General features: G+C 41.0%; 15 protein-coding genes. 4 read left to right on the top strand and 11 right to left on the bottom strand.

Features of this window, described 5'->3' with window-relative positions; genetic code table 11:
• Position 1 precedes the first annotated feature (1 nt).
• The 11 genes from gspM to gspC form a co-directional block, all read right to left on the bottom strand.
• A complete protein-coding gene (gene gspM / locus B5G52_RS20120; protein WP_087534415.1) occupies positions 2-475 on the bottom strand; it encodes a type II secretion system protein GspM in 474 nt (157 codons plus the stop codon).
• Positions 472-1,677: a type II secretion system protein GspL gene (gene gspL, locus B5G52_RS20115; RefSeq protein WP_087534414.1), complete on the bottom strand. Its 1,206-nt coding sequence runs from the start codon at positions 1,675-1,677 to the stop codon at positions 472-474. The genes gspM and gspL overlap by 4 nt, the downstream gene beginning before the upstream one ends.
• Positions 1,674-2,660, bottom strand: a complete 987-nt coding sequence (gspK, locus tag B5G52_RS20110) for a type II secretion system minor pseudopilin GspK (RefSeq protein ID WP_087534413.1) — start codon at positions 2,658-2,660, stop codon at positions 1,674-1,676. Before gspK ends, gspL begins: the two co-directional genes overlap by 4 nt.
• A complete protein-coding gene (gene gspJ, locus B5G52_RS20105) occupies positions 2,657-3,316 on the bottom strand; it encodes a type II secretion system minor pseudopilin GspJ (RefSeq protein WP_087534412.1) in 660 nt (219 codons plus the stop codon). The genes gspK and gspJ overlap by 4 nt, the downstream gene beginning before the upstream one ends.
• A complete protein-coding gene (gene gspI, locus B5G52_RS20100; RefSeq protein WP_087534411.1) occupies positions 3,316-3,690 on the bottom strand; it encodes a type II secretion system minor pseudopilin GspI in 375 nt (124 codons plus the stop codon). Before gspI ends, gspJ begins: the two co-directional genes overlap by 1 nt.
• Positions 3,690-4,292 carry a type II secretion system protein gene (locus B5G52_RS20095; RefSeq protein WP_087534410.1) on the bottom strand — a complete coding sequence of 201 codons (603 nt, stop codon included), beginning with the start codon at positions 4,290-4,292 and terminating at the stop codon, positions 3,690-3,692. Before B5G52_RS20095 ends, gspI begins: the two co-directional genes overlap by 1 nt.
• Before the next feature lie 46 nt (positions 4,293-4,338).
• Positions 4,339-4,761: a type II secretion system major pseudopilin GspG gene (gspG, locus tag B5G52_RS20090; RefSeq protein ID WP_087534409.1), complete on the bottom strand. Its 423-nt coding sequence runs from the start codon at positions 4,759-4,761 to the stop codon at positions 4,339-4,341.
• Between the two features lie 72 nt (positions 4,762-4,833).
• Positions 4,834-6,069, bottom strand: a complete 1,236-nt coding sequence (gene gspF / locus B5G52_RS20085) for a type II secretion system inner membrane protein GspF (protein WP_087534408.1) — start codon at positions 6,067-6,069, stop codon at positions 4,834-4,836.
• On the bottom strand, positions 6,069-7,628 hold the full coding sequence (gene gspE / locus B5G52_RS20080; protein WP_087534428.1) for a type II secretion system ATPase GspE: 1,560 nt from the start codon (positions 7,626-7,628) through the stop codon (positions 6,069-6,071). Before gspE ends, gspF begins: the two co-directional genes overlap by 1 nt.
• Positions 7,621-9,678 carry a type II secretion system secretin GspD gene (gene gspD / locus B5G52_RS20075; protein ID WP_087534407.1) on the bottom strand — a complete coding sequence of 686 codons (2,058 nt, stop codon included), beginning with the start codon at positions 9,676-9,678 and terminating at the stop codon, positions 7,621-7,623. Before gspD ends, gspE begins: the two co-directional genes overlap by 8 nt.
• 23 nt (positions 9,679-9,701) lie before the next feature.
• Entirely contained in the window at positions 9,702-10,643 is a 942-nt protein-coding gene (gspC, locus tag B5G52_RS20070; RefSeq protein ID WP_087534406.1) for a type II secretion system protein GspC, read from the bottom strand.
• 207 nt (positions 10,644-10,850) lie between these two features.
• Between gspC and hslR the strand changes: the two genes are divergently transcribed.
• The 4 genes from hslR (at position 10,851) to B5G52_RS20050 (ending at position 17,573) form a co-directional block, all read left to right on the top strand.
• On the top strand, positions 10,851-11,270 hold the full coding sequence (gene hslR, locus B5G52_RS20065; RefSeq protein WP_087534405.1) for a ribosome-associated heat shock protein Hsp15: 420 nt from the start codon (positions 10,851-10,853) through the stop codon (positions 11,268-11,270).
• Positions 11,271-11,282: 12 nt separating this feature from the next.
• Positions 11,283-12,128: an Hsp33 family molecular chaperone HslO gene (gene hslO, locus B5G52_RS20060; protein WP_087534404.1), complete on the top strand. Its 846-nt coding sequence runs from the start codon at positions 11,283-11,285 to the stop codon at positions 12,126-12,128.
• Between the two features lie 262 nt (positions 12,129-12,390).
• On the top strand, positions 12,391-13,929 hold the full coding sequence (locus B5G52_RS20055; protein WP_087534403.1) for a phosphoenolpyruvate carboxykinase: 1,539 nt from the start codon (positions 12,391-12,393) through the stop codon (positions 13,927-13,929).
• Positions 13,930-14,348: 419 nt separating this feature from the next.
• Positions 14,349-17,573 (top strand): TonB-dependent receptor, encoded by a 3,225-nt coding sequence (locus B5G52_RS20050; RefSeq protein WP_087534402.1) that lies wholly within the window; start codon positions 14,349-14,351, stop codon positions 17,571-17,573.
• The last annotated feature ends 79 nt before the right edge of the window (positions 17,574-17,652 follow it).

Genomic DNA, 17,652 nt, shown 5'->3' with positions numbered 1-17,652 from the left:
ATTACTTCTCTAATACCAGTCGGCTTACGCGTACATAACCTTGCTTATCGTCACGGCTGAGATCTAAATTTTCAATCTGCACACCTTCTTTGTAAACAATCTCATCAAGCCACTGTACTAACTTATTAAATTGCACTGAGTCTATTGTTAAACGTAATGAGTTATCGTTAGGTTGCATTTTGCTAATAGTGATACCAAAGCGGCCACGTGTAGCATTAACTATTTGGCTTAAGTTTTTATTGTTTACAACAGAGCGACTGCCCGCTGCTTTTAATCGAACAATGCTGCTATCAACCCAAGTCAAAAGCTCTTGTTGCTTTACTTGGTCCTGCTGCGCTTTGGCAATGGCATTATTAAGCGGTCTAAAGATACCCATAACCAAAACAAAAATAACAAAAATACCACCAGCAATCATTACCAACTGTTGCTCTTGCTCTTTCAATGAGCGCCAATACTTCACTAGTTGTTGCTTCATGCTGCACCTCCTAGTTTTAATTCACCAACCACAAAATCACCGTCGTTGTTTAACGAGCCTTGATCAACCGTTAAGCCTCGTTGCTCTAAAATTGACTTCACTTTACCAAAGGTTTGAAAATCTTTACCACGAGCACGAATTCTTAATTCATTACGGCGTTGGTCATAGCGTAGTGTTTCTGGAGTGAAATCTTGCACTTGACTAAACACAGTAACCAGCTCACTGGTTAAGTCTAAAAAGCCTGCGCTACTGCCGCCCTCTAATTTAGCTAGCTCGCCGTTGATTTGGCTTTTAATTAGATGAGGTCGCACAGTTTTTCCCGGAAATGCATTTTGATAGCGTTCTACCACTTGTGATTTTGCCACCTCAAGGTCTCGAGTAAGCTGATGCAGCTCAAACCCTTTAATTAATATAGAACTCACTAATGCAATGCTGGCAGCAATAGCTGCGCCTTTCCAGTAACCCCACCAAAGTGCGCTTTTTTTCTTTAACTGATACTCGCCTTGGCGTAGGTTGAACTTGGTATTAGGTAATTGCGTAGCAAATAATGCTAGCGGTAAATCGTAAGCAGAAGTTTGCGCATCAAGATTCACTGTATCAGGGAAATTAGTAGCAGGGCTGTAATGAGCAATATCAGGATTACCCAGTGCAGATAGATACTCTGCCAGCCATGATTGCTCAACCGCACTAATGTGCCATTGCCCAAACTTACAAAGCCATTGCCCTTTTAGCTCAATTGCACTGATGCCTTGCTCTGCGGTTGGAAGTAATAATGCATCTGGTAAGAGAGTAAATACTTCAATATCATGCTCAGCAAAAACCCCAAGCCAGCTTTCAAACCATTCTCGATCTGTCATTGCTACATTAATTGCGTGCTTTTCACCAACTATTGTTGGTTCGGCAATAGCAATAAACAAATCATCAACATCACATGCAATGTCTTCTTCAAGCATGTAAGGCAATGCTTGCTCCAGTTTTCGGTTCCATTTAGTAGGAAGTTCAACTGTTTTTAACTGCACTTGATCACTTGGTAACAAAACCACAACTTCACGGCTTTGTGCTTTATCAGTTAACTCTGTTAATTGCTCAGCATTAGGCAGTTCGCCACTGGCAATTATTTCTTGTTCTAATGGCGAGTAAACCAACCAATGAATACAATCTTGTTGGGTTTGACCCGTGCGGATCAAGAGTGTTTCTGTCACTGTACGCCTCCAAATTTTCGCGCCAGTATAGTTACTTCGCCATTTTTGGCTTGCAGTAAAGTGGTCATCGAAAAACGCAGTTCTACAAATTCAGCCTGCGCCTGTAGTTTAAAATATTCGCTATTAATAGTGAACAGATCTTCAACGGACTTCACATTTTGTGCGCCTTGTTGATTTATCTGTTCAAAAAATTCTTCAATATCCCCAAAGCCTTCTTCAGGGCGAGCTGAGAGCACACTTTGCGCGCCAGACTCTTCCAAACCATCAATCAGCGCACTTAATAAAAGCGCATGCTCTGGGTCTAATGTGTTGACATTAATAGCCAGTAGCTCGCTGCCTGGTATAACACACACATAAGGAAGTACCTTTTCCATGACAAGTGGATTAAACCCTCGAATTAAACGTAGCTCTGAGGTCGAAGCAAAGTAATTATTAGCAGTTAAGTACGGAAAATCTCGTGATGAGTATTCATCTTCTTCAGCCCCTGAACGGTAAGTAATATTGTCTTGATCCAGCCAATCATAGACACTATCTGCCATGGTTTCTTCGGATTCATCCGAGGGGAGATCTTCAATATTTTCAAGTAATGCTAATAAGGCTTTATGCGCAGGGTTGGTTTTTGTTTTACCATTTGCCGGCGCTTTCGCTCTTAGCGCATTTAAATTTAAACACGCCTGTAAATCAGTAATATTACCTTGTAGGGTGCCATTATCAACTGGGTATGGAATATCACCCTGTTGTGCCCAAATTTGTTGCAGCGTGGTTTTATCTGGGTCGTCTTTCTTACTTTGCTGCAAAGCTTTGATGGCTAGCTCTTCAGCAGCATAAGCATACCACTTAGCTTGTTGATGGCCTTGAATGTTAGTACTACGCTGTACTTGCACCATCAAATTTGCGCTCATTTCTACAGCCAGAATAGAAGCCAGCGCAACGATGAATAAAACAATGACTAAGGCAGCTCCGCGTGACGACTTACTGTTCATGAGTCATCACCTAAATTTTGGCCGTTTCCTGGTGTTTGCGTAGAAGGTGTCGCAACCTTCCCATCACCTGGGACTAAAAAAATCCGCTTAATCGGCTCTTCTTCAATTTGCTGAATTGTCACCGCAACCGCTTTAGGTAATGCTTTTATTTGCCACTGCTCTTGCCATTCATTTTTGTCATCTAAAAATTCAAACTTAAGGTCTTCAATATCGTCTAAAATAACTTGCGCACGCGGCTCTGTATTATCGAGCTGATCTACATAAACACGATATACACGTTCGAGCTTATCGTCGATAACTCGATAACCCACAGCTTGTAACTCAGAGCGAGGAAGTAAGTTAATAGGATTAATCCAACCATCACGAACAAAGCCAATACCATCATATTGACTATCAAGCGTGTAACGCCCCGCTAAAATATAACTTTCTTGAATATCGCCAGATTGATTGCGCACTTCACGTTTTGTCATCTGACTAAAGTCTTGATCCATTAATCTAAAGGTAGTCTGTAAACCATTAAGTTCAGCTATTTTTTCATCCGATGCTTCTTTAGCTTTAGTTGTCGAGTCTAAAATTTGATGAGTCGCTAATACTACAAAAGCTAAAATGCCTAGTGCTACCATTACCTCTAGCAGTGTAAAACCACGTTGTTTCACTATTTACCGCCTTTATTTAAATAGCTCGATAACTCATACACTGAGTGCTCTAACTTTTCATCGGTAAATACATTGATGGTCACTTTAACAAAGCTTTTATCAGCGGTTGCAACCACATCTTGACGCCAATACCAGTCGATACCAGCCATATTTTCAGTGCCCTTTTGACCATTTTTGCCTTGCCACTTTTTCCCTTTTGCGCGCTGTTCAACCATGACGTTTTCAGCAACCCAAGAGGCATAAGTCTGTTCTTCAAGGCTTGATAAATGATTAATGTGCTCACCTGTCGCTTGCATAGCAGCAATACCAGCGAGCGCACAAATACTCAATGCAACCATCACTTCGAGTAAGGTAAACCCTTTAACGCTTTGCATTATTCAGGCTCTCTACGTAGGTTTACAGGAGCTAAAAATTCACCTTCAATGAAGTAAACAGGCTCTCTTTGCTCTTCTAGCTCAAGAGTCAACTGAAAAGCACTGATCTCTCCTGATGATAAAATGAGTACTTGTGGTATTTTAAGCTTTTTTAACTCTAATAGGCTTTCATCATCGCCTGAACTCATAAGCTCGCGCCAATTAGATTGCTCTAATAGGTTTTCTTGTGCCCAAGCTAAATCTTCTAAATTTAGGGTTAGTTTAAAGTCTTCCGTGATGGTAAGCGGTTCAAACAACTTTTCGCGGTCGAAGGTGATCCACTTTTCACCATCAAATACTAAAAATTCAAAGATGTCTTCATCTACGTGAAAACCTAATTCAACCTGGTTCAGTATGGCAAATTCAGATGCCATGTTAATGGTGGTATGCAGTCTCAATGCTTGTTTTTCTAAGGCGTCTTCCGCCCCGCCATCAAGACTGTATACCACCATTTTGGTGGCAAAGGCGATGACCACCAATACCACTAAAATCTCTATTAAGCTAAACCCTTTTATAACAGAGCGTGGCTTAGCATGGCGCAAAGATGCCCGATTTATTATCATAATAAACCGCGCTGTTTTTTAGTTTGCGCCTTGCTTGGATACTTCATTATTGCTTTTCTTCATCCCAGTTACCGATGTCATCATCAGTACCAGCTTCGCCATCTGGGCCCATTGAAAAAATATCAATTTTACCAATTTCTCCTGGGCTAATTAACTGATACGGATTACCCCATGGATCTTCTGGTAATTTAGAAATAAACCCACCTTCAGGGAAGCGACGTGGAACAGGCTCAATGCTAGTTTGATTAACTAAACCTTCAAGACCTTGCTCTGTGCTTAAGTAAGCTTTATTTTTTAGTTTATAAAGGCTCATCGCATCTTCAAGCTGTTGAATATCTAAATGCGCTTTATCGATAGCTGCCTCTTCTTGTTGCCCCATAATATTCGGTGCCACGATTGACATGATCATGCCAATAATAACCAGTACCACCATAACTTCGAGTAATGAGAAACCTGATTGTTTATTCACGTATGTACCTCTATTTTCTTATTAATTAATCACTGTAACAACACATATTGCTGCTACAAATCCTTGAAACTGTTAAAGCCCAATTGCTTTATTCATTGCCATAATTGGTTGTAAAATTGCCATTACGATAAACAGGACTATCACCGCCATCGACGCTATCATCGCAGGCTCTAAGAGTTTTAGCGAGACATTTACCATGGTCTCAAACTCACGATCCTGATTGTTTGCAGCACGCTCTAGCATCTGCTCAAGCTCACCGGATTTTTCGCCACTGGCAATCATATGCAGCATCATAGGCGGAAACAATTTCGTTTCTTGTAAAGACGCGCGTAAGCTTGCCCCTTCACTCACGCGTGTTGCAGCATCACCCACCGACTTTTTGATTTTTTCATTAACGAGCACTCCACCCGAAATTCGCATGCCCTCAAGTAAAGGTACCGAGCTTGAAGATAAAATACTTAGAGTACGAGCAAAACGCGCTGTGTTTATGCTACGCGCCACTTTACCTATGCCTGGCATTATTAAAATTTTGGAATCATACCAAAAGCGAATCTTAGGCTGCTTCAACGCATGCTTTATAGAGATTGCGAGTATGGTGATCACTACCAATGAGATCAGCCAATAATTCTGCACAAAGTTACTGGCAGCCATTACCCACTCGGTAGTCCAAGGTAATACCTGTTTTGATTTTTCAAATGTTTTAAGAATTTTAGGCACCACAGTACCTAATAAAACAGAAACGATACCAATGGCAAAAATCACTAAGATCACAGGATATACCATGGCTTGCGTAATTTGACTGCGCATATGTTGGCGTTGCTCTGTGTAATCAGCTAAACGGTTTAGTACGGCATCTAAGTGACCCGATTTTTCTCCAGCCGCCACCATGGCTCGATATAAGTTATCAAATACATGAGGAAACTCTGACATACCGTCAGCTAAAGTGTAACCTTCAACAACTTTTGAACGCACAGACATCAGCATGCGTTTTAAGCGCGGCTTCTCACATTGCTCCGCCACCGCCATAACGGCACCTTCAACTGGCAATGCAGATTGAATAAGCGTTGCAAGCTGGCGGGTAATAAGTGCTAAATCCGACGTAGAAATTTTAGATTTAAACAAACCGCCAAAAGCAGACTTTTTCGCCCCTTTGACTTGTTTATCACCTTCAGCTGCCGGAACAACCTCCAGCGGAGTAAGCCCTTGCTCACGTAAAGATTGACGTATTTGTTTTGCTGTATCAGCTTCTAAAATGCCTTTTTTCTCTTTTCCGCGGCCATCTAAAGCACGGTACTCAAACGCAGCCATTAGCCTTCCTCACGGGTAACACGTAATACTTCTTCCAGAGTAGTCTTACCTGCTAATACGCGACTACAGCCATCTTGACGAATACTCGGGGTATGTTTGCGAATATACTTTTCAACACTCTGCTCGCCTTTACCACTGTGAACAAGCTCTCGTACGGTTTCATCAACCACCAATAGCTCGTGAATACCTGTACGGCCACGGTAACCATTAAAGTTGCACTCTTCACAGCCCATCGCACGATAAATTGTTGGCGGATTATCGTTTGCTACACCAAGTAGCTCACATTCACGTTCGTCGGCAACATGCGCTTCTTTACAACTATCACATAAAGTGCGGACTAAGCGCTGCGAAAGCACACCCAGTAACGACGATGATAATAAGAATGGCTCTACGCCCATGTCTTCCATACGAGATATAGCACCGGCTGCGGTGTTAGTATGCAGCGTAGACATTACTAAGTGACCGGTCAGTGAAGCTTGCACACCAATTTGCGCCGTTTCTAAATCACGTATTTCACCAACCATTACCACATCGGGATCTTGGCGTAAAATTGCGCGTAGGCCACGAGCAAAAGTCATATTCACTTTTGCGTTAACTTGGGTTTGACCAATCCCGGGGATTTCATACTCGATTGGATCTTCTACGGTTAGAATATTGCGATCACGAGAGTTTATTTGACTCATACCTGCATAAAGCGTGGTACTTTTACCAGAACCGGTTGGACCCGTCACCAATATGATACCGTGAGGTTTACTGATCAAGTCAGAAAACAGCTCACGATTTCGTAGCGTCATACCTAAATCTTCAAGATTTAAACGCGCATTATTTTTATCCAGTAGACGTAATACCACTCGCTCACCAAAACTTGATGGCATGGTTGATACCCGGACATCTACCGCTCGTCCTGCAATACGTAAACTTATACGACCATCTTGCGGGATACGCTTTTCAGCAATATCAAGCTTGGCCATTACTTTAATACGTGAGACTAACAGCGATGCCAGTTTACGGTTAGGTTTAAGCACTTCTTTAAGTACGCCATCAACCCTAAAGCGAATAACAAGTTCTTGCTCAAAGGTCTCAATATGAATATCTGAAGCACCTTCTTTGATAGCTTCGCTAAGCATCGCGTTAATCAATTTTATGATTGGCGCGTCATCATCTCCAGCGAGTAAGTCTTCCGTTTGTGGCATTTCTTCAGCAAGCGAAAATAAGTCAACCTCGTTGCCGATATCTTCCATCATTTGCTGAGTTTCTGAGCTATCGCGCTGATATGAAGCTTCTAATAACAGCTCGAATTTATCGTCTTCCAGCTGTTCAAGAGTAAAACCATGCCCGGCAATTCGGCGAACTTCGAGTAAAACATCAATATCAAGCTCACCACGATAATACACCACCCAATCATCATCATTTTTGCTTAATAGTACGCCAGTGCGTCTGGCGTAAGAAAATGGCAAACGCTTAAGGGGTAATTCAACCAAATCATCACTGGTCAACAGCTCACTATCGTGTGGTGTTGTTTCAAGCTCTTCATTTATTGATGTAATAGCTTCAGTCATTATTGCGCTCATCCGCATTTTGCTGTTTTAAATACTCTTCATACGTTGGTGGCAACACTAATGCATCATTCCACTCAGGTAAAATAGGTGCATCAGTCAGTGGCATTAAATCAATGCCGTCCTCTTTTTGCTTATGTTGCTCACCACGAATAAAGTTATATTTAGAATGGCTAAGTTGGTTCATTTTAACGCCATCTCGGATAATCGTCGGACGAATAAATACAATAAGATTACGCTTACGCTTGCTGGTATTAGTTGAACGGAACAAGTGACCAAGAATTGGAATATCACCTAATAAAGGTACCTTCGAAACACTTTCTTGCACGTCTTCGTCAATCAAGCCACCAAGTACCACCATCCCGCCATCATCGGCCATAACAGTGGTTTTAATCGCACGTTTATTGATAGAGATATCAACTGACGTAGTACCGCTTACGCCCGATACTTCTTGCTCAATAGTCAGCTGTACTGCTGTACCATCATTAATTTGTGGAGTAACTTTAAGTTTTACACCTACTTCTTGACGTTCTACTGTTTGGAATGGGTTTGAGTTATTTGAACCCGTTTGCGAGCCTGTAATAATAGGAACTTCTTGACCTACAATCATCGACGCTTCTTCGTTATCCATAGTGGTAACAGAAGGCGTAGCAAGAATGTTTGAGTTAGTATCTGTTGATACTGCTTGAATAATCGCGCCCCAGTCGTTTTTGACAATACCCATGGCAAGGCCATTAATACCACCAAGTAAAGTAGCGAGTGGCCCTAAATCACCTTCAACTGTTTCATCAAATTCATTAAGTTCTGCATTATCACCTGTAATGGTTTTAGTTACTGTCGTGTCACGAGCTTGTTCAGCAGCAACCGCTAATGAGCCAACAGGAACTGTAGTGCCGTTATTAAATTGCATCATACCACCCTGCTCAGAAATCCACTGCAAACCAAAGTTAACACCATCAGCTTCCATGACTTCAACAATAATAGCTTCAACAAGTACTTGAGCACGACGAATATCTAATCGCTCAATAACAGATTCAAGTGAACGCATAGTATCTGGCTGAGCTGTAATAACCAATGAATTTGAATCTGGGTGTGCTTCAATGCTGGTTTCGTTTTGAGTGCGGCTGCGGGTTTTAGTAGCCCCCTGACCTTCCTCAGCAAGGGTTTTACTCACACCTTGGAGTACTTTTACTAAATCCTCAGAGTTGGCGTAATTTAAGTAAATAACCTTAGTGTTACCTTGGTTTTGTAACTCGCCATCAAGACGCTTAATTAATTCTATAGCGCGGTTTCTAGCTTGCCCTTCACCGCTCACAATAACGCTATTAGTACGACCATCAGCAACTACTTTGGGGATTAAAAACTCAGGAACACTGCCTTTGCCACTATCTTTATAAATATTCTCAACAACAGAGACCACATCATCGGCCGTTGCAAAGTTCAACTTTACAATATCAACACGCTTGTCACCGGCTTGGTCAACAGAGCGAATAATTTCAACTAAACGGTTAACCGATGCAGCATGACCGGTCAACATCATAACGTTGGCAGCATTAAAGTTGGCAACATGACCGCCATCTTTTTGGTCGCTAAATTGGCGTACTAATGGACCTAGCTCTTGTACGCTTACATTCTTTACTCGTACTACACGAGTCACCATCATATCGCCGCTGGCTTGGTTATCTTCAGTAATTAACGGTACGTTTGATTTTTTGGCATCTGAGCTTTTTTCTATTTTTATGATGCCGTTATCCATTTCTACAGCTGAATAGCCATACACTTCTAACACATTTAAGAAAAACTGATAATAAAGCGCTTCATCCATTAACTCATAACTACGCACATTTACTTTGCCACGCACATTAGGGTCAATGATCACAGTCTTATTTAGGTTTTTACCCACGATATTAATAAACTCATTAATATCTGTGCCTTTAAAGTTTGCAGCATATTCAACGGCTGACACCGATAAAGATAAACTAGCCGCAAAAAAAAGTGTTGCGTACTTAGCTAACCCTTTTCTGATTTTTTTGAGGTGTAGCACGTTAACCATTATATTAAAACTCCAAAGCTAGGTTATTGCAGGCTAAATTGCACATCGATTTGCTCACCATCACGTTCAATTGTAATGTTGGCATCGGTACTATTACGCAGCTCATTAATAGCTGACATGGCCTGTTGCATATCTGATAGTTGATAGCCGTTGATAGAAACAGCTAAATCATTATTCTGTAAACCCATTTGCTTAAATAAGGCTGGGTCTTTACCTGGGCTTAATCGATAACCGATCAGCTCACCATCTTTCATAGCTTGCGAAACACGAATATAATCAAAAAGCTTACCTGGGTCTTGCAATAGCTCATCGCGAGTTTCAATAATGGCTTCTTTAACGTCTTCGTCTGCTGTAGCATCTATTTGTTGATCAATTTCAAGCTCTCGAGGGCCTTGCTCAACATCGGCTTCACGTTCAGCTAATACAGGCATTGAGACTGTTTTAGTAAAGTCTAAGCCATCTAACATTAATGTTTCAAAGCGGCCACTTACATCCAGAATTACACGATCAGGAAGTACTTGTGCAAGTTTGGCTCGCGTACCTTTTACAACATCTTCAACTAAATAAGTAGCCTGTTGCCCTTGTGACTCTATAACAGCAAGGCCTGTTTGATCATTATCACTTACTGCTACAATGCCCGTTAAATTGATACTCAAACGAGTTTCTGGAGCATTGTTAATAACTTTCTCTTGCCTACTTGGTTTATTTTTCGCCACCGCATCGGCTTTACCAAATAAATGTAGGTCAATTATAGACTTAGAATTAACGCGCTCAAATTGGTTATTAGTTGCTGTATTATAACTGGTAGGAAGAGGTTGATTTACTGGCTCAGGCCATAAAAGCCAAAATAGTTTAGCCATTAAAAAGGCAATGTAAACAACGGCTAAAAGTGTTACCACCCAACTTAATTTAGCGTGAGGTAGTTTACCTATATATTGTTTTAGCTGCTGTAATTGCTGATCCATAAATGCCATTTCTTATTTTAATTTACTGCTATATCGCGAGCCTATAGTACCTTTTCATTTTTCATTCAACAAGCGCACTAATATTAAACTTTGTAAACAAGGTAAATTAACTAGGGTTACGAGTGAGAAATACTATGACTGTTTCTTTGTCAGTTAGTTTCATGGTAAATTTTGCCTTATAGCAATAGCTTTAAAAAGAGTACAATTGTGTCAAAAAGTAACACCCGTAATTTAACGTCAACTGATGAAACAATTAATGTCCGTTTAGATAAATGGCTATGGGCTGCTCGCTTTTATAAAACCCGCGCTATTGCTCGTGACATGGTGCAAGGCGGTAAAGTACATTATAATGGTCAGCGGACTAAGCCTAGTAAAATAGTTGAGCTGGGTGCGCAAATAAAATTAGCCCAAGGGGTCGATGAAAAAATCATTACAGTGCTTAAAATAGTTGAAAAACGCGCTGGAGCCCCCATTGCACAAACCCTATACGAAGAATCACAAGCGAGTATAGAAAAACGCGAAGCAAATAGTATTGCCCGCAAAAATAATAGCTTCTTTGCCCCGCATCCAGATCGCAAACCGGATAAAAAACAAAGACGCGAACTTTTAAAAATGAAATCAAGTTAGGTAATGTCACTCATGCAACAAGATTTACTTCACCGTTATACATTTGATCAACTAGACGTCAGAGGCGAACTAGTTCAAATAGAGCAAACCTATCAAGAAATGATCTCAGGTCATGAATACCCTGTTGCTGTGCAAAAACTATTAGGCGAGCTTTTAGTGGCTACATGCCTTTTAACAGCAACCCTGAAGTTTGAAGGTGACATAGCCGTGCAACTACAAGGCGATGGTCCTGTTAAATATGCTGTTATTAATGGTGATGATCAGCAAAACATGCGGGGGATTGCTCGCTTACAAAGTGAAGTAACAGGCAATACCATAAAAGACCTTATTGGCAATGGCGTCATGGTATTAACCATTACACCCAACCAAGGTGAGCGTTATCAAGGTATCGTCCCTTTAGAACACGAAACCCTAGCTGAATGTTTGGAAGCTTACTTTACGCAATCAGAGCAGCTACAAACTCGTCTATGGTTTGCAACAGACACGACAGCGGGCAGTGAGAAAGCATCTGGATTATTACTGCAAGTACTACCCGTTAATAAAGAAAAGTCGATTGATGACTTTACACACTTAGAAGCACTCAGTAATACCATCAAAGATGAAGAATTATTAACGCTTGATGCAACAACAGTACTTACTCGCTTATATCATGAAGATAATCCTCGTGTGTATGAGCCCCAGCCAATTAAGTTTAAATGTGGCTGCACCAGAGAGAAAACAATTACAGCACTTGTTAATGTCGGCCAACAAGTTTTACTTGATGATGCCGCTGCAAATGGTGAAGTGAAAATTAGCTGCCATTATTGTTTAAAAGATTACATTTTTACCGAACAAGATATAAAGAGTATTTTTAACTAAAGCACCATATTAAATTGTTCAATATTTAAGCCGCACCCTGTGCGGTTTTTTTGTGCATTAAATTGATACCGGTGTCATGAATTTCATGACTTTTATGACACCGGTATCATTGAAATTATTCATGTTTTTTACTAAATATATGCGTTTTTAGGGCCTTCATAGGCTCGAATATCCCTAATCCATCTGTTACTATAAAAACAGCTTAAAGGTTAAAAGAACCCCAGAGCTATCCCGTTCAATCTCACACAATTTAGGTATAAACATGACTTCAAGCGCTACTCGTTTTGTCGATCTAACTGCAGCTGAACTTGTCGAACACGCGATCCGTCGTGGCGAAGGGACTTTAGCCGCCAATGGAGCTTTTGTTGCAAAAACTGGTCACCGTACTGGTCGCTCTCCAAAAGATCGTTTTATTGTTCAAGAACCAAGTACTGAAAATGATATTCAATGGGGTAATGTAAACCGCCCTTTCGATGCAGATAAATTTGACGCTTTATGGGCACGTGTAGAAGCACATGTGCAAAGCAATGACCACTTCATCTCTCACCTTGAAGTTGGCGCTGATCCTGAGCACTATTTACCTGTAGTTGTAACTACAGAAACTGCATGGCACCATATTTTTGCCAAAAACATGTTTATCGAACCTAAATCTTATAATGCATCTGATTTACCCCAGTGGCAGGTAATGAATGTTCCTTCATTTGTATGTGACCCAGAGCGTGATGGCACAAACAGTGATGGCACAGTTATTATCAACTTTGCACAACGTAAAGTGCTGCTAGCAGGTATGCGTTATGCCGGTGAAATGAAAAAATCAATGTTCTCTGTGCAAAACTTCCTACTTCCAGCAAAAGGTGTATTACCAATGCACTGCTCTGCTAACGTAGGCGAAGCTGGCGACACTGCGTTATTCTTTGGTTTATCAGGTACAGGTAAAACAACCTTATCTGCAGATCCAACTCGCTTTTTAATCGGTGATGACGAACACGGTTGGGCACCTGGCAGTGTTTTCAATATCGAAGGCGGCTGTTATGCAAAATGTATCGACTTATCGCAAAAAAATGAACCAGTCATTTGGGATGCTATTCGCTTTGGCACTATCTTAGAGAATGTAGTACTTGATGAAAATCGCGTACCTGACTTTAACGATACTAGCCTGACTCAAAATAGTCGCGCAGCGTATCCACTTGAACACGTTGAAAAGCGTAAAGTTGAAAACCGCGCAGGTGAACCAAAAGCAGTTGTATTTTTAACATGTGACGTTAGTGGTGTATTACCTCCTGTATCTGTGTTAACAGAAGAAGCAGCAGCATTTCACTTCTTAAGTGGCTACACCGCTAAAGTGGGCTCAACTGAGATTGGCTCAACGAGTGATATTGAATCTACTTTCTCGACCTGTTTCGGCGCACCTTTCTTCCCACGTCCAGCAGGCGTTTATGCAGAGCTTCTTATGAAGCGTGTACGTGAGTTTGGCGCTAAAGTATACCTAGTAAACACAGGTTGGACTGGTGGCCCTTACGGCACTGGCAAGCGTTTTGATATTCCAACAACACGCGCTGTTGTAGATGCTATCGTATCAGGTAAATTAGCTGGTGTTGAAACACAACATATTGATGTGCTAAACCTAGACGTACCAGTTGCTGTACCAGGTGTTGATAGCGAACTACTTAACCCTATTAATACATGGGATGACAAAGCTAAATACGCTGAGTACGCAGCTAAACTTGCAGCTGACTTCACTGAAAACTTCGCAAAATACGATGTGTCAGATGAAATCAAAAATGCCGGTCCTAAAGCTTAATACTACGCTTTAATCTGTATTTAAAACGCCAGCCCTCGTGCTGGCGTTTTTGATCAGATAAAGCATACTTTTATTCATTATCAAAACAGAATTATTTAACTTCTTCCCTTATTACTGCTCTTTTGTCACTAAGCCCTAATGCTACTAGAAAATATATTTACTCATCCAAGCAATAGCTTTTAATAGTTAAAATATTTTATGCGAAAACATTTACTTTCTTTTTCTTTATGTTAAAAAGTAACGATACATATAAAATTAAATGTTACTTTATTACTCAAAATGAGAGTTAAATGTTAATTTGAGTGTAATCTAATTTGGCATACTAAGTCTTATTGTCAGATATAAAGGATAACTTCTCGGGTAATCAAATTACTTATGAAGTTAATGGTCATTATAAAAAGAAACGGAAAAATTAAACCATGTCAACACGAGTCACCTGTAGCAGTAATAAAAATATAAAACAAACTAAAACCCGGCTTAGCTTAGCGGTTTCATATGCAATATTAGGTTTGTGCCCATTATTACTTTCAGCTCAAAATTCGCAAGTAAATGACAGCGATGTCATGTCAATTAATGAAGATGATCCTATTGAAGTCATCGAAGTAACAGGGATCAGAGGTAGTATCAATAGCGCGCAAAATCTTAAACGTTATGCAGATACGGTAAAAGATGTGATAACCGCATCAGATATTGGTGCATTGCCTGATAAATCTGTTACTGAGGCCTTACAGCGTGTGCCAGGCGTTACCATTGAACGCTTTGCATCATCGAGTGATCCAAAACATTATGCTGATGAAGGTACTGGCGTTTTAATACGCGGATTAGACCGAGTGCGATCTGAGGTCAATGGCCGTGATGCATTCAGTGCGAATCCAAATGGTGGCTTAAGCTATGAAGACTTTCCAGCCGAATTACTCAACGCCGTAGAAGTAGTGAAAAACCAAACAGCCGATCTTATTTCTGGTGGTGTTGCTGGGACTGTGAACTTAATTACTCGTAAACCATTTAACTCTACCGAACGCATAATCTCTTTTAACGCCAAAGCAAACTATAGTGATTTTCGCGATGAAACCACTCCTTCACTCTCAGCGCTTTTTTCTGATAATTGGGAAACCAGTGCTGGTAAGTTTGGCTTTTTAATTGCAGCATCTCAATCCGAATATAAAACCCGTGGTGATGGCGTTGGATTAGGTAACTTTCACTCTCGTGGAGACTCCTTTATACCTACGCTTGATCAATGGGGAGGCATCACCGGCATTGACCCAAGTTCACCTGTAGACGGCGCAGCTTTGCCAGGGCAAGAACCTGCAAGTGTATGGTATGTTCCCGCAGCAATTCACATGAGCACTGCGACTAACGACCGTAAAAGAACCGGCTTCACAAGTTCATTACAATGGGCAAGTGATGATGAAAAAATTGTCGCGACGCTTGAGCATATTAACTCAAAAGCATCTTTAGAGTGGAATGAGCGTCAAATAGGACAGGCCGCACAGGGCTTTAGAGGCTTTATGGGATCATCTCAAAATTGGCAAGATGACTCAGAAAATGGCCACCCATTAACTACAGAAGATGGCTTTGTCACATCAGGTATTGCACTTGGCGTTAGCCCCGAAACACCTTTCTTCTACCGCAGTCGTTGGAACTACAATGAGAGCACCGTAGAAGATACCTCAATTAATCTTGTTTTAAAACCAGTCGATAGGCTCACTTTAGAGTTTGATTACCAACATGTAGACTCGGAAAAGGTCGTAAATAATTACAGCATGTCAGGCCAAACTAGAGGTAACCACGTTCATGCCGTATCACCGTATTTTCTGGATATGCGTGGTGACAGACCTACAGTTGAGTTTCTCAGTGAGAACATAATGACTGCGGGTTGGTCGCCAAATGAAGATTGGGACGGTCCAGTGCCTAATTTATTTTTAGGCAGTGGTATGGAACAAGAAGAGCATAATACAGCAACAGCAAACAGCTTTAAATTTGATATGAACTATGAGCTTGATGGTAATTTTACAAACATTAAAGCTGGCTTCTATATCTCAGATAAAGACCTAACCGTGCGCGATACAGCCTATGAGGGATGGTCGGCAATTGGTACCCCTTGGATACAAGCAGACCGTAATGCCGCAGCAGCAATTAACCGCCCTGAACTATTTGAACGCGTGGACTTTTCTGATTACTACCATGGCCAAGTCCTACAAGGAGGCGTGAACAACTTTCTTTTCCCTAGCATGGATCTAGTTAAAAACTACGCAGATTCTTTGCGTCAAGGCTGTAAGGATGGTTGGCATAATGCCACAAATAGTGCCGCAAACAATGGTACGTGCTCAGGCACTTACGTCCCCTATGCAGATAAAGATAATCGTGTCGAAGGCCCTTTTGCAGCCCATAATATCAGTTCAACAAATGAAAAGCGTAGTGAATTTTACATTCGCAGTGATTTTGATTTTATAGATTTAGCAATTCCAATTACAGGTAATATTGGTTTACGTTATGTGAACTATCAATTGCAATCAACAGGCGCTTTTGTGCAGCCACAAGTAATTAAACGTGGTGAACTTGGTACATCATTAAATGACGTAATGCAACAGGCTGAATATAAGCGTTACTACGATATTGCCAATGGTGAATCTCAATTAAGTACTGTTGACGGTACCGACTACAACACTATCCTACCGAGTTTAAATTTGAGCTTTGGCGTAAGCGAAGATGTGGTAGTACGCTTTGGTGCATCAAAAGCATTGTATTACCCAAGCCTAGTAGATGCCAGAAATATCAGTATTTTAAAATTAGACTATACTCGCCGACTAGAAACCCCAGGCGCCGACTATGATGAAGCGAACAACCCTGTAGTTGGGCTTGATGATATTGAGCTAACAGCTTTATCAGGAAATCCAAACCTGAAGCCTGAGGAGTCTATCAACCTTGACCTATCAACTGAATGGTACTTTGCCCCAGCAGGCTATGTCACCGTGGGAGTATTTAATAAAAAACTCAGTAATATTATTCGTAACAAAGCATTCGATTTAGACGTTACATATAATAATGAGATCTACGATGTATCAGCTTATGGACCTGCGAATACGGGGTCAGGTACCATCCGTGGTGCTGAATTTTCTTATTCTCAATTCTATGACATGTTGCCAGGTGCATTAAGTGGGTTAGGGTTACAGTTTAACTACACCTATATAGACCAAGACGGTTTAGAGGATCCTAACGAAGTATCGGCTGGTACACTTGGCTTTGATGAAAACGGTAACCCTATTGCGGATAATCGCAACACCTTCCGTGTCTTTAGCGATTTACCACTACAAGGTTATTCGGATCAAAATTTAAATATTATTGGTATGTATGAGTACGAAAACATTTCATTTCGTCTAGCTTATACTTGGCGCTCTGAATATCTGTTGACTCTACGTGAATCTGAAGAGTATGTACCTGCTTATGCTGAAGCTTCAGGCATGATGGATGCCAGCCTCTATTACACAATCAATGAGCATTGGAAAATAGGTTTTGAAGCGAGCAACTTACTTGATACCGAAACAAAAACCCAGTATCAATTAGACCAAGATGGCACCAGAACTGAAGCACTCAGCTTTACCACAGATCGCCGCTACGCATTAAGCGTTCGTGCAATATTCTAAATATGAAAGTTCGAGTTTGCATTCACTGATAAAGAGTGCGAGCTTTTCAAGATTAAAATACAAGCCAAGGTAATACCAA

The organism is Pseudoalteromonas sp. A601 (assembly GCF_002165575.1).
Classification (GTDB): domain Bacteria; phylum Pseudomonadota; class Gammaproteobacteria; order Enterobacterales; family Alteromonadaceae; genus Pseudoalteromonas.
Note: the sequence above shows the minus strand (reverse complement) of the source record. Positions and strands in the feature narration are given on the sequence as shown.

Excerpts from the sequence above, each read along its gene's own strand:
- gspM (WP_087534415.1), bottom strand. The coding sequence starts at position 475 with ATGAAGCAACAACTAGTGAAGTATTGGCGCTCATTGAAAGAGCAAGAG.
- gspK (WP_087534413.1), bottom strand. The coding sequence starts at position 2,660 with ATGAACAGTAAGTCGTCACGCGGAGCTGCCTTAGTCATTGTTTTATTC.
- gspI (WP_087534411.1), bottom strand. The coding sequence starts at position 3,690 with ATGCAAAGCGTTAAAGGGTTTACCTTACTCGAAGTGATGGTTGCATTG.
- B5G52_RS20095 (WP_087534410.1), bottom strand. The coding sequence starts at position 4,292 with ATGATAATAAATCGGGCATCTTTGCGCCATGCTAAGCCACGCTCTGTT.
- gspF (WP_087534408.1), bottom strand. The coding sequence starts at position 6,069 with ATGGCTGCGTTTGAGTACCGTGCTTTAGATGGCCGCGGAAAAGAGAAA.
- gspE (WP_087534428.1), bottom strand. The coding sequence starts at position 7,628 with ATGACTGAAGCTATTACATCAATAAATGAAGAGCTTGAAACAACACCA.
- gspD (WP_087534407.1), bottom strand. The coding sequence starts at position 9,678 with ATGGTTAACGTGCTACACCTCAAAAAAATCAGAAAAGGGTTAGCTAAG.
- gspC (WP_087534406.1), bottom strand. The coding sequence starts at position 10,643 with ATGGATCAGCAATTACAGCAGCTAAAACAATATATAGGTAAACTACCT.
- hslO (WP_087534404.1), top strand. The coding sequence starts at position 11,283 with ATGCAACAAGATTTACTTCACCGTTATACATTTGATCAACTAGACGTC.
- B5G52_RS20055 (WP_087534403.1), top strand. The coding sequence starts at position 12,391 with ATGACTTCAAGCGCTACTCGTTTTGTCGATCTAACTGCAGCTGAACTT.
- B5G52_RS20050 (WP_087534402.1), top strand. The coding sequence starts at position 14,349 with ATGTCAACACGAGTCACCTGTAGCAGTAATAAAAATATAAAACAAACT.